The organism is Paenalicyclobacillus cellulosilyticus, from assembly GCF_014647315.1.
Classification (GTDB): domain Bacteria; phylum Bacillota; class Bacilli; order Alicyclobacillales; family Alicyclobacillaceae; genus Alicyclobacillus_J; species Alicyclobacillus_J cellulosilyticus.
Map to the genome: position 1 here is coordinate 25666 of NZ_BMOY01000020.1, position 25565 is coordinate 51230.

Annotated in this window: 25 protein-coding genes; 10 read left to right on the forward strand and 15 right to left on the reverse strand. The window is 67.8% G+C overall.

Annotated features, from left to right (window positions below):
* Positions 1-10: 10 nt before the first annotated feature.
* From IEX97_RS07520 to IEX97_RS07535, 4 genes are all read right to left on the reverse strand, one after another.
* Complete coding sequence (locus IEX97_RS07520; RefSeq protein ID WP_188882120.1) at positions 11-850, reverse strand: ABC transporter permease; 840 nt, start codon at positions 848-850, stop codon at positions 11-13.
* On the reverse strand, positions 847-1779 hold the full coding sequence (locus tag IEX97_RS07525) for an ABC transporter ATP-binding protein (RefSeq protein ID WP_188882122.1): 933 nt from the start codon (positions 1777-1779) through the stop codon (positions 847-849). The genes IEX97_RS07520 and IEX97_RS07525 overlap by 4 nt, the downstream gene beginning before the upstream one ends.
* A 6-nt stretch (positions 1780-1785) precedes the next feature.
* Positions 1786-3771, reverse strand: coding sequence for a hypothetical protein (locus tag IEX97_RS07530; RefSeq protein WP_188882124.1), 1986 nt, complete (start codon positions 3769-3771; stop codon positions 1786-1788).
* Positions 3772-3884: 113 nt separating this feature from the next.
* The gene (locus tag IEX97_RS07535) at positions 3885-5024 is read right to left on the reverse strand and encodes a YheC/YheD family protein (RefSeq protein ID WP_188882126.1); all 1140 of its coding nucleotides are present in this window, start codon (positions 5022-5024) and stop codon (positions 3885-3887) included.
* A gap of 110 nt (positions 5025-5134) precedes the next feature.
* Here IEX97_RS07535 and panD point away from each other — a divergent pair, with 110 nt between their 5' ends.
* Positions 5135-5575: an aspartate 1-decarboxylase gene (gene panD / locus IEX97_RS07540; RefSeq protein WP_229776613.1), complete on the forward strand. Its 441-nt coding sequence runs from the start codon at positions 5135-5137 to the stop codon at positions 5573-5575.
* Positions 5576-5604: 29 nt separating this feature from the next.
* Here the strand turns inward: panD and queF are convergent, their stop codons facing one another.
* Positions 5605-5973 carry a preQ(1) synthase gene (gene queF, locus IEX97_RS07545; RefSeq protein ID WP_188882127.1) on the reverse strand — a complete coding sequence of 123 codons (369 nt, stop codon included), beginning with the start codon at positions 5971-5973 and terminating at the stop codon, positions 5605-5607.
* A 196-nt stretch (positions 5974-6169) separates the two neighbouring features.
* On the opposite strand from queF, the gene IEX97_RS07550 reads away from it, so the two are divergent.
* The 4 genes from IEX97_RS07550 to IEX97_RS07565 all read left to right on the forward strand — a co-directional run bounded on the left by IEX97_RS07550 (position 6170) and on the right by IEX97_RS07565 (position 9746).
* The gene (locus IEX97_RS07550) at positions 6170-7822 is read left to right on the forward strand and encodes a methyltransferase RsmF C-terminal domain-like protein (RefSeq protein WP_188882128.1); all 1653 of its coding nucleotides are present in this window, start codon (positions 6170-6172) and stop codon (positions 7820-7822) included.
* 135 nt (positions 7823-7957) lie between these two features.
* Positions 7958-8341, forward strand: coding sequence for a DUF2089 domain-containing protein (locus tag IEX97_RS07555; protein ID WP_229776615.1), 384 nt, complete (start codon positions 7958-7960; stop codon positions 8339-8341).
* Between the two features lie 3 nt (positions 8342-8344).
* Positions 8345-9376, forward strand: coding sequence for an SHOCT-like domain-containing protein (locus IEX97_RS07560; protein ID WP_188882130.1), 1032 nt, complete (start codon positions 8345-8347; stop codon positions 9374-9376).
* A 202-nt stretch (positions 9377-9578) separates the two neighbouring features.
* Positions 9579-9746, forward strand: coding sequence for a hypothetical protein (locus IEX97_RS07565; protein ID WP_188882131.1), 168 nt, complete (start codon positions 9579-9581; stop codon positions 9744-9746).
* On the opposite strand, the gene IEX97_RS07570 is transcribed toward IEX97_RS07565, so the two are convergent.
* Genes IEX97_RS07570 through IEX97_RS07580 form a run of 3 tightly spaced genes read right to left on the reverse strand, consistent with a single transcriptional unit; the run spans position 9710 to position 13322 of the window.
* Positions 9710-10996 (reverse strand): aminotransferase class V-fold PLP-dependent enzyme, encoded by a 1287-nt coding sequence (locus tag IEX97_RS07570; protein ID WP_188882132.1) that lies wholly within the window; start codon positions 10994-10996, stop codon positions 9710-9712. The two genes, IEX97_RS07565 and IEX97_RS07570, sit on opposite strands and share 37 nt — an antisense overlap.
* Positions 10983-11762, reverse strand: coding sequence for an SDR family oxidoreductase (locus IEX97_RS07575; protein ID WP_188882134.1), 780 nt, complete (start codon positions 11760-11762; stop codon positions 10983-10985). Before IEX97_RS07575 ends, IEX97_RS07570 begins: the two co-directional genes overlap by 14 nt.
* Before the next feature lie 24 nt (positions 11763-11786).
* Positions 11787-13322 (reverse strand): class I SAM-dependent methyltransferase, encoded by a 1536-nt coding sequence (locus IEX97_RS07580; RefSeq protein WP_188882136.1) that lies wholly within the window; start codon positions 13320-13322, stop codon positions 11787-11789.
* Positions 13323-13460: 138 nt separating this feature from the next.
* Between IEX97_RS07580 and IEX97_RS07585 the strand changes: the two genes are divergently transcribed.
* Positions 13461-13805, forward strand: a complete 345-nt coding sequence (locus tag IEX97_RS07585; RefSeq protein ID WP_188882138.1) for a hypothetical protein — start codon at positions 13461-13463, stop codon at positions 13803-13805.
* Positions 13806-13925: 120 nt separating this feature from the next.
* Positions 13926-14879 (forward strand): aldo/keto reductase family protein, encoded by a 954-nt coding sequence (locus IEX97_RS07590; RefSeq protein ID WP_188882139.1) that lies wholly within the window; start codon positions 13926-13928, stop codon positions 14877-14879.
* A gap of 93 nt (positions 14880-14972) precedes the next feature.
* Here the strand turns inward: IEX97_RS07590 and IEX97_RS07595 are convergent, their stop codons facing one another.
* The 3 genes from IEX97_RS07595 to IEX97_RS07605 all read right to left on the reverse strand — a co-directional run bounded on the left by IEX97_RS07595 (position 14973) and on the right by IEX97_RS07605 (position 17552).
* Entirely contained in the window at positions 14973-15299 is a 327-nt protein-coding gene (locus IEX97_RS07595) for a hypothetical protein (protein ID WP_188882140.1), read from the reverse strand.
* Between the two features lie 13 nt (positions 15300-15312).
* A complete protein-coding gene (locus tag IEX97_RS07600) occupies positions 15313-16254 on the reverse strand; it encodes a nucleoside hydrolase (protein WP_188882142.1) in 942 nt (313 codons plus the stop codon).
* 74 nt (positions 16255-16328) lie between these two features.
* Positions 16329-17552 carry an MFS transporter gene (locus IEX97_RS07605; RefSeq protein WP_188882145.1) on the reverse strand — a complete coding sequence of 408 codons (1224 nt, stop codon included), beginning with the start codon at positions 17550-17552 and terminating at the stop codon, positions 16329-16331.
* A 315-nt stretch (positions 17553-17867) separates the two neighbouring features.
* On the opposite strand from IEX97_RS07605, the gene galU reads away from it, so the two are divergent.
* Together galU and IEX97_RS07615 are read left to right on the forward strand one after the other, a co-directional pair.
* Positions 17868-18800, forward strand: a complete 933-nt coding sequence (gene galU / locus IEX97_RS07610; protein ID WP_188882147.1) for a UTP--glucose-1-phosphate uridylyltransferase GalU — start codon at positions 17868-17870, stop codon at positions 18798-18800.
* A 68-nt stretch (positions 18801-18868) separates the two neighbouring features.
* Positions 18869-19885, forward strand: a complete 1017-nt coding sequence (locus IEX97_RS07615) for a mannose-1-phosphate guanylyltransferase (RefSeq protein WP_188882148.1) — start codon at positions 18869-18871, stop codon at positions 19883-19885.
* Positions 19886-19969: 84 nt separating this feature from the next.
* Here the strand turns inward: IEX97_RS07615 and IEX97_RS07620 are convergent, their stop codons facing one another.
* Positions 19970-20773, reverse strand: a complete 804-nt coding sequence (locus IEX97_RS07620) for a LamB/YcsF family protein (RefSeq protein WP_229776617.1) — start codon at positions 20771-20773, stop codon at positions 19970-19972.
* The gene (gene pxpB, locus IEX97_RS07625; protein WP_188882149.1) at positions 20763-22535 is read right to left on the reverse strand and encodes a 5-oxoprolinase subunit PxpB; all 1773 of its coding nucleotides are present in this window, start codon (positions 22533-22535) and stop codon (positions 20763-20765) included. Before pxpB ends, IEX97_RS07620 begins: the two co-directional genes overlap by 11 nt.
* 172 nt (positions 22536-22707) lie before the next feature.
* Between pxpB and lepB the strand changes: the two genes are divergently transcribed.
* Complete coding sequence (gene lepB, locus IEX97_RS07630) at positions 22708-23304, forward strand: signal peptidase I (RefSeq protein WP_229776619.1); 597 nt, start codon at positions 22708-22710, stop codon at positions 23302-23304.
* Positions 23305-23420: 116 nt separating this feature from the next.
* Here the strand turns inward: lepB and glpK are convergent, their stop codons facing one another.
* Both glpK and IEX97_RS07640 read right to left on the reverse strand, forming a co-directional pair.
* Positions 23421-24920 (reverse strand): glycerol kinase GlpK, encoded by a 1500-nt coding sequence (gene glpK, locus IEX97_RS07635; protein ID WP_373289422.1) that lies wholly within the window; start codon positions 24918-24920, stop codon positions 23421-23423.
* Positions 24917-25565 (reverse strand): PD-(D/E)XK nuclease family protein (locus tag IEX97_RS07640; protein ID WP_188882152.1); only part of this gene is annotated, 649 nt, incomplete at its 5' end. The genes glpK and IEX97_RS07640, both read right to left, overlap by 4 nt.

The following is a 25565-nucleotide window of genomic DNA, read 5'->3' on the forward strand; positions in this document are numbered from 1 at the left end:
TCGCCGCCTGTCATTGGTAGTGTTTTTCCTCCGCGCGCACGAGCCAAGGCAGCCAATAGAGCGCCTGCGGGCGCAGCCGCCAGACCGCGGGTCCGAGCAGGACCAGGCAGACCGCGGAGTAGAAGACGGCGAACCATACCCAGTCGTGCGGGTCTGCCCGCACCGCCTTTTCCAGCACGGCCTCGATCCACAACGGATTGAGCGACAACACCCGCTCCGCCCAGCGGCCGGCGAAGTACGCCACCGGGCTGTGCTGCGCGATGAAGTTCAACCCGTACCCGACAAACCCGGTGACAAACACCATCCATCCCACGGTGGCGTAAGCGAGCACCGTGCTCCAGCCCGAGCGCAGCGCGATGGATGACCACAACACGCTGATGGCGGCGATGATCACGATGGTGAACAGCTGGAAGGCGATGACGGCCACCACCTCTTGCGGTACCGCGCCGCCGAATAAAAACACGAGGCTGTACAGCGGCAGGGTGACCACGAGGAGCAGGATCAGCAGGGCGCTCGACGACAGGACCTTGCCGACGAGGATGCCGAGCGGAGAAATGGGCGTCGTCAACAGCACCGCGAGCGTCCGCCGCTCCCGCTCACCGCTGATGGACCCGGCCGCAAACGCGGGGGTCAGAAACGCCACCACCGCCATCTGCATCAGGCTGAGGACGAAGAACACCTGTTCGCTGCGCGCCGGCTGGAACTGCAGCAGTTGGCCCTGGACGTTCTCATACAGCAAAAAGAAGGTCAGAGCCGACATGCTCGCCAAATACCCCACGATGACCACGGGCGCGCGGTTCGTCCGCATCCGCTGCCGGAATTCCTTGTGCAGCAAGGGGTTGCGGATCATCTTTCCTCCACCGTCCGTTCCGTCAGACGTAAAAACAGTTGCTCGATGTCGGTCGGCCGCTCGGAGAACTGATACACCGCGATGCCCGCCTCCAGCAACGCCCGCAGCAGCCGGGCCTGGTCGTCGAGGGAACCCCGGTAGACCACCTCGACGCCCTCGCCCAAAAACCGGACGTCCACCACCTGCGGGTCGTCGCGCAAGACACGTTCCCAGACGGTGAGCGGACCGCGCCCGGCAATGCCGATGGTGCGGAAACCGGAAGCGTGCTGGAGCATGACGCCGACCGAAGCCACCGCTGCCAGCTCGCCGCCGCGCAGGATCCCGATTTCATCCGCAATCTCGCTCAATTCATAGAGGATGTGCGAGCTGATGAGGATGGTCTTCCCGAGCGACCGCAGCTGCCGCAGCACCCCGCGCATCTCGATCCGTGAGCGGGGATCGAGGCCGGACGACGGCTCGTCGAGGATGAGCACCGGCGGATCGTGCATCAGGCAGCGGGCGATTTCAAGGCGCTGCTGCATCCCGCGCGACAGGTCGTTGACGTACGCCGTGCGTTTGTCACCGAGGTTGACCCACGCGAGCAGCTCGCGGCAACGCCGCACCGCCACGTCGCGGGGCAAGCCGTAGCAATCGGCGTAAAACAACAGGTACTCCTCGGCGCTCAGGTCATCGTACACGCCGAACGAATCCGGCATGTAGCCGATGCAGCGCCGCACCTCCTGCGCCTGGCGCGTCACCTCGTAGCCGTTGATGTACGCCTTCCCGGAGCTGGGTGTGGTCAGGGTCGCCAACATGGACAGGGTGGTCGTCTTGCCGGCGCCGTTCTCCCCCACCATGCCGAACACCGTCCCCCGCCGGACGCTCAGGTTCAGGTCGCGCACAGCGACCACCCGGCCGTACCGCTTGCTCAGGTTGTGGGTGTCGATCACGACGCATCACCCCCATCCCGCGCTGACCGGGACGAACTGGCGCACCAGCACCAGGTGCTGGTCCGACGCCACGCGCTGCCGGGTCAAAAGCGAAGGCAGCGCCGGCGTCCGGCTGTCCGTGGTGGCCACGAACATCGCCTGGCCCGGCGGCAAACTGGCGGCAAACAGGTACTGTGCGGCAAAGTTCGCCAGCGGGCGCCCGAATCCTCTCGCCAAGTCGCGGTTGTAGGCGGCGTACGCCGCGAACGCGGTCGGCTCCGCGGTGGTCTGTGCGGTCGCGTCCCCCACCGGCCGCGCGGTGCCGGGATCGAGGTCGCCCAGTTCATAGAGCCGCCCGTTCCACCACAGGGCCGCATCGTGCAGCGGATACGGCGTGTCGTTGCGGACGTAACCGTAGAGGCCGGTATCGCGGCGCGCGGTGAGCAGCGCGAACACCGCTCCCTGGCCGCCGGCCGGGGCGGAGACGTACGCATACCGGATGCCCCACCGCCCGACGCCGCTGAAGGACGCCGTCACCTGCCGGCCCTCGCGCACCACCGCGCTGCCCAACTGGCGCACGGTCTGCGCCGCGAGCGGCAACACGAGCGAACCCGCCGGCGCGTCCATGCGGGCATTCACGGTGAACGGAGCCATGAAACCGCGGATGCCGTACGCAAACGCGGTCCCATCCCCGGCGAGTTCGAGCACCCCGAGCCCGTCCGTCAGGATGCCGGGCGGGCGTTCGGCGACGCCGAACCCGTAGATGCCGAGGGTCGTCACCACCGACAGGGCGGGCAGAATGAACCACGCCCACGGCTCCCGCTTCTTGCGCCGCAACCACAGGAACAAAACGGGCCCGGCCAAGAGCGTGTAAGCGACAAACACCCACGCCCACGCGCGCAGCGACGGCACCCGCAGCGGCGAGAGGGCGTCGCTGGCGGCCGTGAGACCGAGCACCCCCGCCGGGTCGAGCGGCGCCACCCATGCGCTCCAACCGTGCGGCATCCCCGCGCCGAGGAGAGCCGTCCACATCTCCGCGTTGCCGGACCACCCCAACAGCTGCGGCGACAGCGGGGAGAACGCCGTCTGCACCACCCACCCGCGCCCGATGGGCTGCGCCGCGACCAGCGGGGCGTCCGGCGTGCCGGCCCACAGCGCGGCAGCGGGCTCCACGCCCGCGGCCGCCACCCACACCTTGCCGATCTTCGCCGACGTGTTGCCCACGTTCGCCGCGAGGGCTTGTCCGGACACGGCACGCACCGGACCGGGCCGCAAAGGCGCCCACGCCGCCCATCCGGATGGCGGCGGGCCGGCGCCCATCCAGATGAGCATGCCCCCGAACTTGATCCATGCTTTGAGCGCCGCGGCTTGCGCGGGAGACAACGCCGCGAGGACCGACGGCGTGACGGCGACGGCAGAGAGCGCCGTCAACGCGTTGGGGGTGGTCGGAAAGTTGAGCGGATCGACCACCACCGGCAACACCGGGTTGCCCTGAGGACCCTCCGTGGCCCCGGTCAAAAACTGAGCATCCTGCGCGTTGTGGGTCAACACGGCGACCAGCGCCACGTTGCTCACCGCGTTGCCGCTGAGAAACGCGGTCGCCACCGGCTGCCCTCCCACCCAGCAGTCGACGCCCGCCATCCCGTCGATGAGATTCCCCGGCACCGCGATGTGGACGTGCGCCCACCCGTGCGCCGGCAACCGCGCCGACCAGGCCAAGACGCCTTGCGCCGTGCGCCCGGTGTCGATGGCTTGATCGACGTCGAGGGTGAACGTGGCCGAGACCGCCGGGCCGCGGTTTTGGATGACGAGATCGACCGGGACCCAGTGGTTGCGCGCATAATACCCGGCGAAACCGACGACAGGCGTCATCTCGATCACGGTGCGCGCCTGCGCCGTCCCGACCGCGCCGCCACCCGCCGGCCACGGCGCCCCTGCCGCCAACGCCGCCGCGGCAGCCCATGCCAGCGTGCGCGCGCGGTGCCTTGGCTGCGGACACCGTTCCCTTCGCACACTCCTCTTCCCGGACGGTACGCGCCGTCGCGGCCAATCCCGCATGCGCCGACCTTCCTCTCCCTCGCGCATACCACATCGTTGCGGCATGCGCCTCCGATGACACCTCGGTTTCATTGTACTGGTTCCCGGCTGGCAAGACCAACAACGGACGTCCCGCCGGGCTTTTCCGCCCGCGAAGACGCAAGATAGAGCAAGAATCTGGCGGCAAGGCGCGCCGAACGAGTACGCATCGCATCGGTCAACAACGACCTGGCCGGTTTGGGGTTCATTTCAATCATGTAGACGCGGCCGTCCTCATCGACCCCAAGGTCGAACCCAGCGAGGCCGCAGGCGGGGTGGCGGCGGCTGAGCGCTTCTGCGATGGAAAGCGCACACGCCGCCAGCCGCTCGGACGGCACCGACTTGCCTTCCGCGCGCGCCATGCGCTCGCACGCGGCCAGCGACAAACGCTCCCCGCCTGCCACGAGATTCGTCACCACGCCCCCCTTGGCCGCCCACTTGGGGATGATGCCGACCAACTGCCAGCGACCTTCGCCGTCCCGCTGGACGACGACCCGAAAGTCGACCGCGCGGCCGCGCAGGCAAAGGAGCGGGACGGCCTGCTGCACCAGGTGCGGCACCCGGCGGCGCGACGCCAGCCAACGCAGCAAACCGGCCCGGTCGACCTCCCGGCAGAGGCGGCCGCGCCGCCCGGGCACACGGTCCATCCGAATGAGGTACCTGCCGCCGCGCCGCTCCACCTTCGCCACGCCCATCCCGCCGAAACCGCCGACCGGTTTCACGTACGCCGCCCCCCAGCCGTCTATCCATCTTGCCGCTTGGTCTGCCCCCGCCAAACGGTGTGTCTCGGGAAGGTATGCGGCGAGCCCCGCGGCTTGCAACAGCTTGACCATCCGCCACTTGCCCGGCAGCACCGGGTTGAAGACCGGGCAGCGGCGCGCGCGGGCCGCCATCCGCATGCCGCGGCAGTACCCGGCGACCGCCAGGTGGACATAGGCGTTTTCATAGACCGCATCCGGCCACGGGTGAACCACCCTGCGCCACGCTGCGAACGGCCGCGCCGGATCCACAGGCGTCCAGGCTGGAAACGGATCGCGGCGGGCGGCGGCCGCAGGGTCGAACAGGATCAACGTCCCTCCGCCAGCGCGCACTTCCTCCGCCAGCAGGCATACATAGCGCGGCGGCCGCAGCTTCCCGTCCGCGCGCACACGCGGACGGACGGTCGTCGCCACGCCAACCACATAAGCCATGTGCGTCACCTCAGTTTCGCGTCATGCACATGATATGTGGAACGCGGTGCGGCGCCCGGGCCGCGGCGACGAGCGGCACAAGCCGCGATGGAGAGAGGGGAGACCACGGCGTGGGATGGCTGCGACAAGTGTGCAAGGGGAAGATCCACCGCGCGACGGTGACGCACGCCCATCTGAACTACGTGGGGAGCATCAGCATCGATGCGGACCTGATGGCGGCGGCCGACATCCGGCCGTACGAGATGGTCCAGGTGACCAACCTGGCCAACGGGGTCATCTGGCAGACGTACGCGCTGGCCGCCCCGGCCGGATCCGGGGTCATCGGCCTCAACGGGCCGCCGGCGCGCCACTTTCAACCGGGCGATGCGGTGATCATCCTGTCTCTGGCCTGGGTCGATGACACCGCATGGGACACCGTCATGCCGGCGGTGGTGTTCGTGGACGCGCACAACCGCGTGGAGCGGGTGGAGCGTATCGCGCCCGGCACAGGAGAAGCGGGCGCGGGCATCGGTCAAGCGGGCGCGGGCGCAGGCAATCCGGCCGCGCCGTGACGCCCGCGTCCCGCCGCGGCCGGCACGCTTCAGGCGCTTGTTTCCGGAGCGCGGTACTCGGCCGTCACCTTGGTGTGGATGCCGCCGCGGATGGTGAAATCGGCGGTGACGCGCGCGTAGCGCGGCTTCACCGCGGCGACGAAGTCGTTGAGGATGATGTTCGTGACATCCTCATGGAAGTGGCCTTCATTGCGGAAGCTCCACAGATACAGCTTCAGCGATTTGAGCTCCACGATGTGCGGTCCGGGTTGATAGAAGATGGTGATGGTCGCAAAGTCCGGCTGGCCGGTCATCGGGCACAGCGTGGTGAACTCGGACGTCGTCATCTCGACATCGTACACCCGGTCCGGGTGCGGGTTCGGCACGACCACAAGTTCTTTGGACGGGCGTGTCGCCATGGTTTCCCTCCTCGCGCAGGTCAACTGTCGAACACCACTATACTTGCCGGCCGCACCCTGCGCAACGCAAGGGCCCCCGGCGGGTGGTATGATGATGACCACGAGGTTGGCGCCAAAGCGCCGATACGTGTTGCGGCGGCCGCAGCGGGCCGCCCGGGCAGGGCGCTGGCGGCGCACAGGGAGGTCTTTGCAGGACATGCCGGTTCCTTCCGCGTTTTGGGCGATGATGCGAGCGTGGATGCACCCGTCCGAGTTGGACGAGCTGGCATCCGCCTTCCAAGAGCCGCCGGTGCGCGGCGTGCGCTTGCACCGGCTGCAACCCGTCCATTCCCTGAAGGGGCACGCGGGCGCATGCACAAACCACACGCCCGGCCGTCAGGGACACTGGCCTCTGGCGAGCGAGGCGAGCCCGCCAGCCGACGGACTGGCCGTGGCGGCCGAGAGACTCCCCCTGCCGCCGGAGTTGGCCGCCGCGCTCGGCCCGCCGGTGCCGTGGGCGGAAGACGGGTATTACCTGCCGCTCACCAGCCCGCTCGGCCACAGCGTCCACCATGAGACCGGAGCGTTTTACATCCAAGAGCCGTCCGCGATGGCGCCCGTGGCTGCGCTCGATCCCGTACCGGGAGAAGCCGTGTTGGACTTGTGTGCAGCCCCGGGCGGCAAGGCGACGGCCATCGGAGCCCGCCTGCGCGGCCGCGGCGTTTTGGTCGCCAACGACGTCCACCCGCAGCGGGCGGAAATCTTGGCACAGAACCTGGAGCGGACAGGCGTGCCCGCCATCGTCACCCAGGCTGCGCCGGACGTGCTGGCGGACGCATGGCCCGCGTGCTTCGACGCCGTGCTGGTCGATGCCCCGTGTTCCGGCGAGGGCATGTTTCGCAAGGATGAAACGGCGTGCGCGGCGTGGCACGAGGAGGCACCCTCGCTGTGCGCCATGCGCCAGCGGGACATCCTGGTCGCCGCACTGCGCTTGCTGCGTCCGGGCGGCCGGCTGGTCTACTCCACCTGCACGTTCAACCCGGTCGAGAACGAGCAGGTGGTGGCCTGGTTGCGCGCGCATTTCCCGGTCGCCCTCGATCCGCTGCCGGCTTGGCCGGGCTGGGAGCCGGGCCGGCCGGAGTGGGCGGACGGCCACCCGGACTTGGTGCACACCCGCCGCCTGTGGCCTCATCGTGGCCGCGGGGAAGGCCATTTCGTCGCACGCATGCACCTGTTGGACACCGTACCGGGGGATGTCTCCGGCCAAAGCCAAGGCGGGAAGCGGTCTGTGCGTCCCCGTTCTCATCACGGCCACGCGATCAAGCCAGGTCCCGCCGTATGGTCACGCCGCCCGGCAGGTGCCGCAGGACCGTTTGCTTCCCGCGCGGCCGGCGCCTTGCTCGCCGGACTGCTCGCCGACCTGCTCGCCCATCCGGAGCGCAGTCTTGCACCGCTCGACCTGGCGGACGCGGCATGGATACGCCAAGGAAACGTCTGGTTCGCCTGCCCGCCGGACGGTGTGCGGCTGCTCGTTGCGCCGCTGCGCGCCCTGCGCCCAGGATTGGCGGTGGCGAGCGAACAAGGCCGCCGCCTTGTTCCCCACCACGCGCTGGCGATGGCCATTGCCCACGGCGCGGCGGCACACCCCCTGGCGCTCGACCCGCAGCAGGCAGCGGCGTTCTTGGCTGGCGAAGCCCTGCCTGCGGCGGACGGGGAGGCTGGTTGGCGCTGGCTCCATCTTGGCGGCCTGCCCTTGGGCTGGGGGCGCGCCAGCGACGGGCGGATCAACAACCTGTATCCGAAGGGGCTGCGCCGGCGCGGACTGGTCACACCCCCGTACACCGGTTGCAGCCAAGAACGGCGCTCTTGAAGGATCAACTTGAATGATGTTGATGCACATCATCAACATCGTACATATGACATATTGAAATCATCCACTGCAAGGTTCATAATGGACACAAACCGGCCCGGTTCGCCCGCGCCGGTACACGAGGAGGAGATGCCTGTGCCTGTGTATACCATGCCGTTCACCTGCCCGGCCTGCCGCGACGCGATGATGGTCACCGAACTCTCGTGCCCGAGCTGCGGCACCCGCGTGCAGGGGCAGTTTGCCGCCAGCGCCCTGCACCGGCTGACGCCGGAGCAACTCCAATTCGTCGAGGTGTTTTTGCGCTGCCGCGGCAACATCCGCGAGGTGGAACGGGACCTCAAGATCTCTTACCCCACGGTGCGATCCCGCCTGGATCAGATCCTCACGGCGATGGGGTACCCGGTGGAGCCTGGCGCGGCCGAGCCGCAGGCGGAAGCGGAGCCGTCCGACATCCTGGAGGCCTTGGCGCGCGGAGAACTGACGTTTGAAGAAGCGCTGCGGCGCCTGGAGGAGAAGTGAGCGATGGAAGAGCGCAAAAAGGTGTTGGAGATGCTGGCAGCCGGCAAGCTGACGGCGGAACAAGCGGATCGCCTGCTCGCCGCCCTCTCGGGGCGGAAAGCGCACCCGCATCCCCCGCACGGGCCGGGGCAAGGGCGGCCCTTTCGTTGGCGGTGGGACGGCAAATTCCGCGAACTGCAAGACTTGGCGGATCTCAGCGAATGGAAGGATGAGTTAAAACACTTGGGGTCGGCGGTGACAGCGACCGTTGCCCAGGCGATGAAGGAAGCGCGCCGCACCATCGAGCAGCAGCTGGGCGAGATGGCGCCGCGGGCCGACCAGTTGCGCGTCCGCAAGGACTGGGAGCTCGGTGCCGGCGTGCGGCGGTTGACGGTCGAGACGCACCACGGCCGCATCCACCTGCTCCCCGCCCCCGACCACACCCTGCGCGCATCGGTGCGGGCAGAGGTGCGCGGGTCCTCCCTGCCGGAAGCGCGCCAGGTATTGGCGGGCCAATTGCACTTGGAAGAGGCGGACGGGGTGTGCCGCATCCTGCTCGTGCGGGACGACCGTGTGCTGGCTGCCGACGTGGATCTCTGGCTGCCGTCCGGCAGCGCGCTCACGCTCACCGCCAAGGCGCACACCGGCGGCATCCAGGCAGAAGACGTGCATGCGCAGGAGATGGAGCTGGTGACCCAACACGGGAACGTGGTCCTGTACCGCACGACGGCGGAACACCTGCGCGTGGCTGCGCGCAACGGCGCCATTCACCTGACCGAGTGCCTCGGTCCGGACAGCCGGAGCGTGCACCTGGAAACCCGGATGGGAGGCATCACGGTCCTCGGCCTGCCGGCCGAGGCCGGCGTGACGGGGAGCGCCAAGACGGGGCTCGGCCGGGTGGAGGTGAGCGGCGAGGGGATGGAGGTCGAATACGACGACCCGCAACAGCCGAAGGCCGCCCGCTTCGCCAGCTTCCGCAGTCTCGGCGCGGCGGAGGAAACCGTGGTGCACCTGCATTGCGCAACCCGCAACGGCCACATCTCCATCCGCCGCTGACCCGGACATCGCGCCCCGACCGGGCATCCGGGCATCCGGCGCATGCGCCGCCGCAAACCGGCCATGCTACACGCGGGCAGCCCGGGCAACCTGGGACGCTCGGGTCAACAGGCAAGGGTCAAGACGCCCTGCTCACAGACGCCCGTGTCAAGACGCCCGGGTCAAAACGCCGGGACATCATGCAAAAGGAGGATGCGGGCCCGTGCGGCAACACCCGTTTTACCTCGCCGCGGCCGTGCTGTTTGCGGCCGGGTTGCAGTACATGCTCAGCCGCCGCCTGCGCGCGGCAGCGCGGGCGACCAGCCGTGCCCACGAGGCACAGTCAAGCGCTGGTCAGCGCCCCGGCCGCGCGCCGGACGACAGGTCGTGAGCCGCTTCCGTCCCGGCCGCCGCGGTCCCCGCCGCAGCGGCCCCCGCCGCTGCCGCTCCGTCATGGCCGTGCAGCGACGCACTGTCCCGGCCGCGCAACGATCCGGCTTCAGCCAGTGCCTGCACCAAGCGGTCGATGTCCGCTTCCTGGTTGTACATGGCGGTCGCCGCGCGCACGGCGTCTGGCAGCACCTCCACCCGGACGTCGCGCGCCGCGCAGGCGGCCGCCACCGCGTCCGGCGCCAGCCGCGCCGTCTGGAACACGACCAACCCGGCCCGGCCTTCGCGCGGCGTCCATACGCGCACCCCGTCCATGCTCAACAATCGATCCAGCAAATAGCCGGACAGGCCGCGGACGCGGGTACGGATGAAATCCCAGCCCGCCTCCGCGCGCAGGAAGCGGAGCGCTTCCGCCCAGCCCGTCCAGGCGGCCAGTCCGGCGTGCGCACAGTCGAACCGCGCCGCATTCGGCGCCAGCCAAAACCCGCCGTACGGCTGGACGGCGCCCGGCGCGGCGAGTGCCGACGGACCGGCGAACGCGGGCTCCAGGACAGACCATGCGTCGCGGCGCACATACAGCGCGCCCACGCCTTCCGGCCCGCACAGCCACGTCCCGCCGTCCACCGCGTAGAAGTCGATGCCTGCGGCCTCCACGTCCACCGCATCCACGCCCGCGCCCTGGCGGCCATCCACCAAGAGAAACGCCTGCTTCGCATGCGCCACCTCGCACAAACGCTCCACCGGCTGCCGCTGCCCGGTCGCCGGCGAGACGTGCGCGGTGACCACCAACCGTGTCCGCGGCCCGGTCATCGCATTCACCGCCGCCACCAGGTCGTCCGGCGCGAGCCGGCCATCGACCACGCGCACCACGATGCCCCGCCGTTGCCGCTGCAGATGAACCGCCAGCCAGACCGCAGCGTCGACGTCGTCGCTGACCACCACCTCGTCGCCAGGCCAAAGCGGCAACCCGTGCAACACCAGCTGGACCGCATGCGCTGCGCCGTCCGTCAGCGCAATCCGGTCGGGACGAGTACATAGCAGCGCAGCCAGGTGTTCCCGCACGCGCGCACGGGCTTGCTGCAACCGCTGCGCGTACTCCGGGTGCCCGCCGCCGAATTCCGCTTCCCACGCCAGCGCCTTCTGCATCGCCTCCAACGCCAGGTCGGGCACCGCACCGCGCACCGAGGTCGCCAAATACGCCGTATGGCGGACCACCGGGAAGTGACGGCGCAGGTTGTCAGCGAGCGTCACGCGCATCCCTCCCCTCGCGGCGGATCCCCAGCACGTCCTCCCCGCCGGTCACTTCAATCACAGTCCCGTTGATGTACGCGCTCTCCTCGCTGCACAAAAACGCGACCACCCGGCCGACATCCTCGCCCACCGGCAGGCGTCTTCCGTCCGGGCCGCGCGGCGCCTCCACAATCCGCTGCATCTTCGCCTCGCCCCGGATGTCGCCCGGGCAGACCATGTTGGCCGTGATGCCGTGCTCCCGCTCTTCGCGCGCGATGGAACGCGTCAGAGACGCCAAGGCGGATTTCGCCGCCGCGTACGGGGCACGCCACGCCCATCCGGCCGCCCGCCCGGCACCGTCGAAGCCCAGGGTCACGAAGCGGCCGAACCGGCGCGCGCGCATGCCCGGGACGGCGTCCCGGTACAACCAAAAGAAATTGGTCAGATTCCCGTCCGCCATCATCCGCCACATATCGTCCGTGTAATCGGCCAAGGCCACCCGCTCGAAGACAAAAGGACCGAAGTTGTGAACGACCGCGTCGACGCGGCCGAACAATGCCTCGCAAGCGTGCAGGGCGGCGCGGACCTGGTGCGGGTTGAACAGGTCCGTCCGGCGGCAGCCCGCGCGCCGCCCGAGGCGTTCCGCTTCCGCAATCAGGTTCGCCGCCTCCTGTTCACTCTTCCCGAATGTGAAGAACACATCCCACCCCGCGGCGAACAACGCCCGCACCGTGGCGTGTCCCAATCCGCGGGCACCGCTCGTCACAAACGCGACGCGTCCCGACATCCGTCCGACCCCTTTTTGCGTCCATCATACCACAACGCGCCGCTCCCCCGCGTCCGCCCGGGGCGGACGGGCACCGGGACGGGCGGCGCGGACCATGAGCATCGGCACATAGACGGTGCGCTCGGCCAGCGGGTAACGGCGACAGACGTCGACCCCGCGGTCGACCAGTTCATGGAGGATGGTGCGACGGTCATCCCACGGCAGTCCCATCAACGCCGTCTGAAAGAACGCAAACCCGCGGATGATGTGTTGGACGACCACGTCCGGTTGGTTGAACACCCAGCGGCTCTCGACGCGCGCCACCTCGATGCAGGTCAGCCCGGCGCCGGCAAACCAGGCGAGAATGTCGGCTTCCGTCGGCGCAATTTGTTGAAACGCCGTCGGGCAGCGGATACCGGCCAGGTCGAACAACGGGGCGAACCACTCGCGAAAGAACGGCCGCAAGAGGTGGGTCTGCAACCCTTGCAACACCGCGATCACGCCGCCCGGGACCGCGGTGCGCGCCATCTCGCGCACCACGGCCTGCCCGTTCCGCTCGTGGAGGAACCCCGCCCCCAGCACGACGTCGAACGAGGCGTCCGCAAACGGCAGATCGTCGTACCTCCCGTGCAGGAACGTCACGGACGCGCCGCCCGGACAAGGTGCCTGCTTCCGCGCTGCGCGTTCCAGGGCGGATGCGGATTCGTCGAGACAGACCAAGCGGCCGTGCGGACCGACGGCCGCGGACAACCCCGCCTCCCACGCCATGGTTGCGGTCCCGCATCCCAGTTCCAGCACACGCGCGCCCGCAGACACGCCGATCCATTCCACAAACCGGGACCGCACCGACACGGCGTCCGGCCAGACCTCCCGGCACATGTCATCCCAATCGATCACGTGATCGAAGTGGTACAGATACGCATACGCCGCCCGCGCCGCCTGATAACCGGAGTTTTCCAACATCCCGGTGAGCCACCGGCAGGCACGCATTCCGGCCTGCGTGACCTGCACCACGCGGCCGCCCCGCCCTGCCGCAGGTTTGAGCCGGATGGCACCGATCGCCAAGGCGATGAGCAACAGCGTCTCCAACTCTTCCGGCGGATACGGGTGATGCCGGATGCCCTGCAGCCACTCCGCCTCCTCCAGCTGCCGGTGGCGGCACAGCGGCTGCATCATGTCGTACCCGGCGACCAACAGGTAGATGAAATAGAGCGGCTCCCCGCCGTATCGGCTTAAAAACGCGGCGACCTTGCCGCAAGCTGTGTGCAACATGGTGCGCAACATGTCGTGGTTGCGGGCGAGGCGGCCCGCCTGTTCACGGGCGAGATGGACCGCGGTGGCGATGAGCGCCGAAAAGACCGCCCGCGGGAACAGCGACGGCGCGAACGGCACCGTCCCCAGCACCGCCGGGGTGCCGTCCGCCGGCGCGTGGCGGGCGGCGAGCAGCGCCGCGTCCTGGCGAGCCGTGTCGCACACGGACGCATCCGACGCCAGGGCGAAGTGGTTTGCCAGCAGCGGATCGCACAAGACGCCGCAGTCCAACATCCCGGTGAGCCATGCCGTCACCTGCGCTTCATCCAAGCCGGCCAACTCCTCCCAGCATGAACATGGGCATGAACGCCTGGCATTCTTGCGCCACAGATTTTATCATAGATATCAGATAAATTGATGGTGTGAGCCTGCAACACGGTGGCCATGCCCCCGGAGGAGGTGGAGGCAGTGCAGTTCTTGCTGGACGAGCGGCTGGGCATCCCGCTGCCCAATCCCGAGCTCGAGTTCGAGCAACTGACGCCTGCCGAGCAGGAAGAGGTCATCGCGCAGTGGGAGCGCATCAAGGCGCGCATCCCCGAACAGATCCTCAAGTTTGAAGCGGTGATTGAAGACAAGCTGCGCCAAGTCCACGAACGGGAGGACTGGGACGAGATTGCCGCGTTGTTCGCCGAAATCTCGGACTATGCGAGCCGCATCAACGAGCTGAACACATGGCGGCGGGTTGATCCCCTCCTCCATCCAGACCCCGTGGCCGATCACGCTTCGGAACACCGGGATCGCGAAAAAGGGTGAAGAGAGCCTTGCGGGCGCGGCCTGCCGTGCCGGATGATGCCCGAACCGGATGCACGGCTTGCCTTTCCGGAAAAATCCGCCTATGATGGGACGTGATCCTGATCATGGAGGTGGCCGCGCGTGCAGTATCGGCGACTGGGAAAAAGCGGTTTGAAGACATCGGAGATTGCCCTCGGCAGCTGGTTGACATACGGCACGGTAACCGAACGGGAGCAAGCCATCGCCTGCGTCAAACAAGCGTACGACCTGGGGATCAACCATTTCGACTGCGCCAACGTCTACGGCGCCCGGCCGCACGCGGCGGAAGAGGTGCTGGCCGAAGCGCTGGCCCCGTATCCGCGGGAGAGCTACATCCTGACGACCAAGGCGTATTGGCCGGTGGGAAGCGGCCCAAACGACCGCGGCCTCAGCCGCAAGCACATCTTCAGCGAGGTCGAGAAGAGCCTCAAGGCGCTCAAGACCGATTACGTCGACATCTTCTACTGTCACCGCTACGACGCGGAGACCGACCTGGAGGAAACGCTGCGCGCCCTCGACGACCTGGTGGCGCAGGGGAAGGTGTTGTACGCCGGCTTGAGCGAGTGGCCGGCCGACAAGATTGCGCTCGGGGTGCGCATCCAGCGTGAGCTCGGGCTGCGCAAGTTCGCCGCCAGCCAACCGGTGTACAACATGTTCAACCGCTACATCGAGCACGCCGTCATCCCCATCTGCGACGAGGCGGGCATCGGCCAGGTTGTGTTCTCGCCGCTGGCGCAGGGTGTGTTGACCGGCAAATACCGCAAGGGCAAGCCGTTGCCGGAAGGCTCGCGCGCCACGACCGAACAGGTCAGCCATTTCATCAAAGGCTACCTGACGGAAGCGAACCTGGAGAAGGTGGAACGGCTCATCCAGGTGGCCGAACGGCTCGAAATCAGCCTGGCCCAGCTCGCGTTGGCATGGGTGTTGCGCCTGCCGAGCGTGAGTTGCGCGCTCATCGGAGCGAGCCGGCCGGAGCAGGTGGTCGAGAACGCCAAGGCTTCCGGCATCCAGCTCGATGAAGAGACGTTGAAGGAGATTGAGGCCATCCTGGCTTGACACTCCGCCGCGGCTTGACCTTGCCGCAACCGTCGCAACCATCCCCGCATCCACACCGCGCGCCCGGATGACGCTGTGCCGGGCGCGCATGCTTCACTGCGTCTGCGCGCGCTTTGCTGCTTCCACCGCCGCCGCAAGGCGTTCCCGAAATTGGAACAGGGCAGTGTCTGGTTGGCGCAACGCCGATTCCGGAAACCGGCCCAACCAAGGGCCGCCGCGAAACGGGGCCACGTGGTGCGGGGCGATGCGCACCTCATACCACGCCTCACCTTCCGGCAGACCGAGCTTTTGCGCCTCCGCCTCCGGCAAACGGCGCACCGCCCGCACCAAGACATTGGCGGTCTTCGCATCGATGGGACCCGACATCAGTTCCACGTCGGCCAACGGAAACCACACGTGCAGCCACGTCCATTCGCCCATGCGGACGACCTCCTCACGCCGAGGCATCCATCCCGAGCACCGCACAGAAGCGCTGCAGAAAGGCGGGCGCGTCGACGTCCACGCACACGTCGACGTTCTTCTCCGCAGCGCTGTCCGCGCGCGCGTCGACCACCGTCATGCCTGCGGTCAGTTCGCCCTGCGTCTCGACGTCGACCGCATAACGGCGGACGGTGCAGAGCGCGGGGTCTTCCGCAACCCCGACGGCGAGCGGATCGTGCAGGGGACAGGACAGCGACGGCACGCGGCCCGCGGCATAGTAGCTGTGCATGTAGAACCGGACGGCCTCCTGGACGAGCGCCCGGTACGGGCGTGCTGCCATCGAGGCGAGTTGTTCGTGGACAAGGAGGGTGCGCATGGTCACATCGAGGCCCACCATGGTGACAGGCGCACCGGATTTAAACACGATGCGGGCAGCCTCCGGGTCTCCCCAGATGTTGGCCTCCGCCACCGGCGTCACATTGCCCGGGCAAAACGCCGCGCCTCCCATCACCACCACGCGCCGGACCAAGCGGGGCAGTTCAGGGTCGAACAGGAATGCTTTGGCGACATTCGTCAGCCGCGCAACCGGCACCAGCACCACCTCGTGCGGATGCTCGCGCACCACCCGGCGGATGAAATGGACCGCGTCTTCCTCAGCCGGACGCCCGCTGGCCGTCACCGGTGCATTGCCGAGCCCATTCTCTCCGTGGATCCACGGCACGGGACCTGACCACGGCCGCAACAGCGGTGCCTCAGAGCCGCGGTACACGGGAACATCCCGCCCGGACAACGCGACGAGCGCGAGGGTGTTGCGCGTGGCGGTATCGACGTCCACGTTGCCGAAGCACGTCGTCAGCCCCAGCACCTCCAGCCGGGGGCTGGCGAGCGCGTACAACACCGCCAGCGCATCGTCGACCCCGGTGTCCACATCGAGGATGATTTTCGTCTTTTCCATGGCCGCGACCTCCTGTTCCACAAGCCGTCGTCCTTTCCAGATTACCATGGCCGCCGGACCCGCCCAAGCGCACCTTATCCGCCGTGACGGACGGTTGCCGGAGCCGCCTGGGAGTTGCGCGGCGCCACGTCCACCGTCCATACGGCCAAACCCACGGTGGCGGCGAGCAAGAGGCCGGTCAACCAGAACACCGCGTGCACCGACCAGACTCCGCCCACCCAGCCGCCAATCATGGGGCCGAGCATGTTGCCAATCTGGTTGGCCGTCTGGTTGAGGCCGAACGCCCGGCCGCGAAAACGCGGTTCCGTGCAGTGGACGATGAGGCCCTGGATGGCGGGAAACACCGCACAGAAGAACGCGCCGTACGCAAAGCGCACGGCGGCGAACGCCACGATGTGGTGGAACGGGATCTGGGCCAGGTTGCCGAGGGCACCGCCGATGAGGCCGACGATGACCACCTTGCGAAAGCCGATGCGGTCGGCGAGCCTCCCCCAGCGCGGTGCAAACACGATGCTCGCGACGCCCGAAAGCGAGAAGACAATCCCGGCGTACAGCGAGGCGTGCCGGGCAGCGCTCTGGCCGCCGAGGCTTGCGATGTAGAGCGGCAGCACCGGCTCGATGGTCATGATGGAAAACGAGGTGCATACGTTGAGCAACAGGACCATGAGCAGGCGGCGGTTTCTGACCGCCTCGCCGACGGTTTGGAAGACCGAAACACGCGCCTTGCCGGGGACGAACCGCTCTTCCTTGACCCAGAAGACGACGAGCCAGGTGGCGCAAAACACCATGAGGCCAGCCGTCGCAAAGGCAATCCGGGAACCGAACAACTGCGACAACACCCCGCCGAACAGCGGGCCCAAGATGCCGCCCGTCGCCGTGGCGGTCGACATCATGGCCAGCGCGTATCCCACGCGGTCCTCCGGCGTGTTGGTCCCCACGAGGGCGATGGCCCCCGGGATGAACCCGGTCAACAATCCCTGCAGGATGCGCAGCACCAACAGCTCGTACGGGTGGTGAACGAACGCCGTGCCGGTGTAAATCAGCGACAACACCAATCCGGCCCGGATGATCATCGGCTTGCGCCCGTACCGGTCAGCGAGCGAACCCCAGTACGGGGATGCGACGGCCCCGGCGAGAAACGATGCGCTGAAGAGCGCCCCGGACCACAATTCCACATGACGGTGGACCCCCATCTGGAGCAAAAACAGGGGCAGAAACGGGATGACCATCGAATAGCTGGCCGACGTGACGAACGCGCCGACCCACAACACCCACAGGTTTCGTTGCCAGACCTGCATCGCGCGCCTCCGGCCTTGGAATTCCCCCTCATTCTACACGCTGTTTCTCAGGCGCTGAACCCCTGATGGCAGGCCAAAACTCAGCATACACGCCCAAAACGCGTCCCGGGCCGCGAGGACAGCGCGTCGTTCCGCGTGGCAAAAGTTTTGCGCCCCCAAACGCCGTCGCGTTTGGGGGAAAGAGGAATCTCGTGTAAGATTGGAGAATGGAAATGGTGAGAAACGCCTGCGAACGGCGCAGAAAGACACGCGTGCGGACAGAGCGCGCGGCTGTGCGCACAGGGGTTGCGGGAACCGGTCAAACGGGGTGATGACGTGAAAGTTCGCAAAGCGGTCATTCCGGCAGCAGGGTTTGGGACCCGCATGTTGCCAGCCACCAAGGCGGTTCCCAAAGAGATGTTGCCAATTCTCAACAAACCTTGTATACAATATATTGTAGAAGAGGCGGTCTACGCGGGCATCGAAGAGGTTCTGCTCATCACCGGGCGGACCAAGAAGGCCATCGAAGACCACTTCGACCGTTCACCAGAGCTTGAGTTTCACCTGGAGCAGAACCACAAATCCTCCATCTTGACCGAAGTGAAGGCCATCTCGGACTTGGTGGACATTCACTACGTGCGGCAGAAGACGCCGCTCGGTCTCGGTCATGCCATCCTCTGTGCGCGTTCGTTTGTTGGGCAAGAACCGTTCGCGGTGTTGCTCGGAGACGACATCATTCAATCGGATGTTCCCGTGACCAAGCAGTTGATGGAACAATACGACCGCCCGGACAGTGTTCTGCTCGGCGTCCAGCATGTGCCGGCGCAGGATGTGTCAAAGTACGGCATCGTCGATCCCGGCGGCGCCGACATCGCCCCAGGCGGTGTGATCCCGGTCCGCAGCGTGATCGAAAAGCCGAGCGTCGCCCAAGCGCCCTCGAATCTGGCCGTGTTGGGCCGGTACATCCTGCCGCCTTCCATCTTCGACGTGTTGGAGCGCACGCCCTTGGGGCACGGCGGAGAATTGCAGCTCACGGACGCCATCCAGCAGTTTGCGCTGCGCGGCCAAGCGTTCGCGTACCAGTTTACCGGGATTCGTCACGACATCGGCCATCTCGAAGGCTGGCTGCGCGCCAACATCTCGTTCGCCATGGCGGATCCCCGCCTGGCGGCATCCGTCGTCGAGCAGGTCAACCAAGGGTTGCAGCAACAACCCGGATTGCGGTTGACGGTGAACTCGTTTGGCTCCGGCGGACACGCGCGTGCGTAACGTGCGCGGTTCGCATGGGGCACGGGGATTGCGTGCAAGACTATGGAAGAAAGCGAGATGATGAACGCATGAATGCCGCTGCTGTCATTCTTGCGGGAGGTTCCGGAGAACGGCTGTTTCCATATTCGAGCGCTCAATACCCGAAGCAGTTCCTGCCTCTGCTCGGCAATCGATCCATGCTGCAGGAAACGTACGCCCGCCTGCGCAAACACTTCCCGGCGGACGACATCTACATCATCACGCAACGGGCGTTTCGGGACACGGTCCTCCATCAACTGCCGACGGTGACCGGCGAACAGATCATCGAAGAACCGGCCCGCCGCGACACAGCGGGCGCCATCGCGCTGGCCATCGCGAAGCTGAAGCGGCGGCGCGACGTGCTGTTGTTCTGTCCGGCGGACCATCACATCGAGGACGGGGATGAATGGGACACGGCCCTCAAGACCGCGCTCGCAGCGGCGTGGCGGCAAAACCGCATCACGCTGCTCGGGATTGTGCCCAACTACCCGGAGACCGGATACGGATACGTCGAGTATGAACGGGTCGACGGCCCGGTCTGCCCGGTCGTCCGCTTTCATGAGAAGCCGGACCGCGAAGCGGCGTTGCAGATGGTCCGCTCCGGCCGGTACCTGTGGAACTGCGGCATCTTCGCCATCCCGGTGCAGGCCGCCCTCGCGGGGTTTGCGAAACACCTGCCGGACCACCACCGCCTCATCGAGGAAGAGGACAAGGCGCGCCAGCGCAACTTGTTCCTGGCCTTGCCGAAGGTGTCCATCGACTACGGCCTCATGGAGAAGATGGACAGCCTGCTCGTCGTCCCGGCGTTCTTCGCCTGGAACGACCTGGGGTCTTGGTCGGCGTTGGAGCGCGTCCTCAGCCGTGACCAAAACGGCAACTGCACCCTGGGCGCCGTCAAGTCGCTGCAGGCACACGACTCCATTGTCTTTGCACCGAATCATGAGGTCTATCTGTACGACGTGTCCAACCTGCTCGTCGTCTGCCACGAAAACCAGGTGTTGGTGGCGAACAAGGACGCGTCGGGCGACATGAAGCAATGGCTCCCGAAGTTGATGAGCCAACCGTGATCCGATAAGCGGATGCACCGATAGGACCACGCGAGCCAAGACCATGCGTGCGAACCAGGACCACACGAGCCAGGCCCGTGTGAGCTAGGACCATGGTGCGACGCGGATGCCCGCCTCTTCCAACCGCGCGCGCAGCTTGCGCGCAAACGCCGCCGCCTGCGGATGGTCGCCGTGGACGCACACCGTCTCTGCACGCCACGGCGCGGGTGTAGCGGCGGCAGCGGCGGACGCGGCATCCCATCCCGGCGGCCGGCCGCTCCGGATCATCTCTGCGACCTGCCGGATGGCTGTCTCCTCGTCGGTGAGGACCGCGTCCGGATGGTGCCGCGGCACCAAGGTGCCGTCCGGCCGGTATCTCCGGTCGGCGAAGACCTCGCTCATCGTCCGCAACCCCAGCTTTTCTCCTTCGGAAATCAGATGGCTGCCGGCGAGCCCGACCAGCACCAAGTCCGGATCGGTATCCCGCACCGCCTCCGCGATGGCTCTCGCCAACTCCGCATGCGCCGCAGCCATGTTGTACAGCGCCCCGTGCGGTTTCACATGGTGCAGCCGCGCGCCTTCGGCGCGGCAAAAGGCGCACAGCGCGCCAATCTGGTAGACCACGAGCGCGTACACCTCGCGCGGCGTGACGCGCATCTCCCGCCGCCCGAATCCCACAAGATCCGGCAGCCCGGGATGAGCGCCGATGCGGGTACCGTACCGCTTGGCGAGCCGCACGGTGGCGAGCATCGTCTCCGGGTCGCCCGCATGCATGCCACAGGCGATGTTCACCGACGTGACCCAAGGGATGAGCGCCGCGTCGTCGCCCACCCGGTAGCGTCCAAAACCTTCGCCCACGTCGGCATTTAAGTCGATGGTGCGTCGTCCGTTCACGTGTTCACCGTACACCGCGCATCCCTCCGTCTCGCGCATACACCACACCCGCACGGACCATCGCCACCAGGCGCTCCCACGCCGCCATGGCGCAAAGCGCCTCCTGCAGCGACACCCAGCGAAACCGGACATGCTGTCCAGGCCGCCACTGCGCCACCTTGGCCCAGTCGGCCATGACCACTTGGGCGAGACGCGGATACCCGCCGGTCGGTTGGCGATCCGCCGCCAAAACCACCGGCTGTCCGTCGGGCGGAACCTGGACGGTCCCGTGGGTGACCGGACCCGAAACCATCCCGCCGGCCCCCGCGGCGGAAAGCGGCGGCCCTTCCAGGCGGATACCCATGCGGTCCTGGCGGCCGGTGACGGTATAGGTCGCGCTCACCAGGCGCTGCCGGTCGGTCTGCGAAAACCAGCCGCACTCCGGACCGGGCAACAACCGGACCCGTCCGGACAGCAGCCGGCGCCGCCAGACCGCCGAGACCGGCCTGCCCGTGCCGCCCGCCTCAGCACCCGGCGACATGCGCGGAGGTCCGACCGGTATCAGGTCTCCCGCGCGCAACGGCCTTCCGCCAAGGCCGCCTATCCCTGCACGCACGTCGGTGCTGCGGCTCCCCAGGACCGGCTGCACGTCCACCCCTCCGTCGACCGCCACATACGCGCGCGCCCCCCAGCGCGCGGAACCCAGTACCAGCCGCTCCCCCGCCCGCACCGTCACCGCACACCAACCGGGCAAAGGGCGCCGGCTGCCGCCCGGACGCATCACCCACGCCTCAAACTCTGCGCCGCACACCGCCACCCGCGCATCGTGCCCGAACTCCAGCACCGGGCCGGACATCGTCACCTCCAAGCACGCGGCGTCGTCCTCATTGCCGACCAAAGCATTGGCGATGCGGAGCGTCCACGGGTCGACCGCTCCGCCGACGGATATCCCGTACTTCTGATACCCCCATCGTCCCAGGTCCTGCACCGTCGTCCACAACCCGGGCTCCAGCACGCGCAACCACCGGCCGCCGGCGGGACAGGAGGCTGCCTGGCCGTGCACGCCTGGTTCCGCTTGGTTGCGCGGGCCTGCCCCATCCGGAGCCAAGCACGCGTGATGTCCCGTCGCATCCGCAATGCGCGCGAATTCCGCGGGTGAGATGGGCACAAACCGCACCTCATCGCCCGGGCGCAGCAGCACGGGCGGGTCTTGCTCAGGACAAAACAGCCGCAGCGGCGTGCGGCCGATGATGTGCCATCCTCCCGGGGTCGCGAGCGGGTAGATGCCCGTTTGCCCGCCCGCCAGCGCGACCGAACCAGCGGGCACGGCCAAGCGGGGTGTATCCCGGCGCGGCAGCGCCAGTTCCGCAGGCAAGCCGCGCAGATACGGAAAGCCCGGCGCAAAACCGAGGAACGCCACCGTGTAGGCCGCACCTGCGTGCCGGCGCACCACCTCCTCTTCGCTCATACCCAGCCGCCGCGCCACCTCCGGCAGGTCCGGACCATACTCGCCTCCATAGCGGACCGGCACCAGGACAGTGCGGCCGCGGGCGGCCGCGGTTTCCGGCAGTACATCCAGGCGGCGCTTGAGTTCCGCGCACACCCAATCCAGTCCGGCCTGGCGAGGATCGAAGTGGACGGCGGCCGAGGTGTACGCAGGGACAATCTCGCGCAGGCCGCGAAACGGGGTCTCCTCCCACGCCGCCGCCCACGCCGCGAGGGCGGCCGGACCCGGGGCATGGGTCTCCGTCCACTGGATGAACACGCAGCCTTCGCTCAATCTTTGGATGTTCGGCATCGGTGCACACCACCTCCGCCCGTGCACGCGTTCATGATATACTTGGGAGAGAACGATTCTGGTGCGGCATGCGGTCGTTACATACAGAGGACGCGATCTCACTGTCTACCGCCTCGCGCCCACCTTTCTGCGGAGATCCCCAGGCCCATGCCACCGTAAATGGGGTGTCACCTTGTCCGACTACTCTGGTCTCAAACCCACCGGCGTGCCCGCCGAGCCATCCGCACGTTCCGTCGGCGGCCGCCGTACCGCGTGGCTGCAGAGCTTGTTCGTCAATTATCTCATCCCTATCGCCATCGGCGTCGCGGCTGCGAAAGGCATCACCACCTGGGGCATCGGCCAGGCGCGCGTGCCGAGCGGATCGATGTATCCCACCATCCCGTATCCGAGCCGCATCCTCGTCGACCATTTGGCGACCGAGTTGGCTGCGCCGTACCGGGGAGAGGTCGTCCTGTTCCACTGGCCGGACGACCCGTCGCAGATCTTTGTGAAACGGATCATCGGCATGCCCGGGGACGTGGTGAGCATCCACGACGGCCATGTGTACATCAACGGCAAGCGCCTGGCTGAGCCGTACCTGCACACCACCACCGACGGCACCTACGGTCCCTATAAGGTGCCGCCCGGCCACTATTTCATGCTGGGCGACAACCGCAACGATTCCCTCGACAGCCGTTTCTGGAAACACCCGTTCGTCGCCCGTTCCGCCATCGTCGGGCGGGCGGACTTGGTCGTGTGGCCACTGCGCGACCTCTCCGTCATCCGCTGACGCGGCGCCCGCGGTGCATCCGCCGCACCCGCGGTACAACCGCAGCCCGCGGTGCATCCGCGGTACAACCGCAGCCCGCGGGTGCATCCGCGGCGGTCCCTTCCTCGCCAGCCCGCTTACGGGCGCACCGACCGGGTGCGGGATACCGCATCCAGCCAGCCGCGGTACAGCCGCTCCCGTTCCGCGCTCGGCATCTGCGGGAGGAACACCCGCTCTGTCCCGCCGAGGCTGGCGATCTCGTCCCGGCTTTGCCAGAACCCGACGGCGAGGCCAGCGAAAAACGCTGCGCCGAGCACCGTCGTCTCCGCATGAACGGGCCGCTCCACCGGCACGCCGAGGATGTCGGCCTGGAACTGCATGAGAAAGTTGTTCGCGGCGGCACCCCCGTCGACGCGCAGCCGCTGCAGCGCGATGCCTGCGTCTTTAACCATCGCTTCCAGCACGTCCCGCGTCTGATACGCCAATGACTCCAACACCGCCCGCACCAGGTGCGCCCTGCTCGTGCCGCGGGTCAGGCCGAAGACGGCGCCGCGGGCGTCCATGTCCCAGTACGGCGCCCCAAGCCCGGCGAACGCCGGGACCACGTACACCCCGCCGGTGGACGCGACGCTCTGCGCCAACGCCTCCGTCTCGGCCGCAGTCGCGATGAGGCCCAGTTCATCCCGCAACCACTGCACCGCAGCCCCCGCGACAAACACGCTGCCTTCCAACGCATACTCGACCGCATCCCCGATGGCCCACGCCACCGTCGTGAGCAGGCCGTGCCGGGACCATACGGGCTGCGCCCCGGTCTGCATGAGCAGGAAGCACCCGGTCCCGTAAGTGTTTTTCGCGGTGCCCGGCGTAAAGCAGTGTTGGCCGAACAGCGCAGCGTGCTGGTCGCCCGCCATGCCGGCCACCGGAATGCGCGCGCCGTCCAGCCAGCGCGGGTCCAGTTCGCCGAAGAAACCGCTCGTGGGACAAACCTTCGGCAGCATGGGCGCCGGGATGGCGAGCAGGCGCAACAGGTCGTCGTCCCACCGCAGGTCGCGGATGTTGTACAGCATCGTCCTGGATGCGTTCGTGACGTCGGTCGCGTGCACGCGCCCGCCGGTGAGGTTCCACAACAACCAGGCGTCGATGGTGCCGAACAGCAATTCACCCGCCTCCGCCCGCGCCTGGGCACCCGGGACGTGATCGAGCAGCCAGCGAATCTTCGTCGCCGAAAAGTACGCGTCGATGACCAGGCCCGTGCGCGCACGGACGAGTTCCGGCACGCCGGGGGTTTGTTGCAGTTTTTGGCAGAGATCAGCCGTCTGCCGGCTCTGCCACACCACCGCCCGGTACAGTGGCCTTCCGGTCGCCCGCTCCCACACCACCGTGGTCTCGCGCTGGTTGGTCAATCCCAGCGCCGCCACCTGCGACGCATCCGTGCCGGTCTGCGCCAAGACCGTCCGCATCACGCGCAGCGTGGACTCCCAAATCTCCACAGGGTCGTGCTCCACCCAACCTGGCTGCGGATAGTACTGCCGCAGCTCTTCCTGCGCCATGCCGCGGATGGTGCCGTGGCGGTCCACCAGCACAGCCCGCGTGCTGGTCGTGCCTTGATCCACGGCCATGACAAACCGTTCCCTCACACGCATTCCTCCTCTGTCCCCGCCGCTTCCGCACGAGCGCTCGCCGCCCGCCAGACGGCGGCGAGATCGACCGCGGGCACCGGGAACGCCGCCCCGGGCCCGACAAAGTACACGAATGCCTCCACACGGGCCGCACCGGTCGCCGCGCGCACCGCCTCCCGGTATGCGGCCACCTGGGCGTGGTATGCTGCGGCGCGCCGCGGCGCCTCCGCCTCCGTCACCTCGTCCGTCTTGTAATCCACCACCAGCCAGCCGTCCGCTTCTTCCGCCAGGCAGTCGATCACGCCCTGGACGATGACGCTGTGCTCCGGCGGCGCGCCAGGCGCGCCGGCGGGCAGCCGGAGGTAGAACGGCTGCTCGCGCCACACCCGCCGCGCCTGGCGCAGGCGTTGTGCGAGCGGATGCCGGAGGAAGCGGCAGATGTCCGCCAGACGGACCTGTTGGCGCGCATCGGCCGCGAGCCGTCCGGATGCGACGAGATCGTCAAGGGCACGCGCCACCGCTTCCTCCGTCGGTTCAATCCGCCAGTCGAGGTGCTGCAGCACCTGGTGGAACGCGGTGCCGCGCGCCAGCGCCGCCGCGGCCGCCGGTTGGCCCGGCGCCACAAAGGCCGGGTCCGCAAGCAGCCGCGCCGCAGCCTGCGCG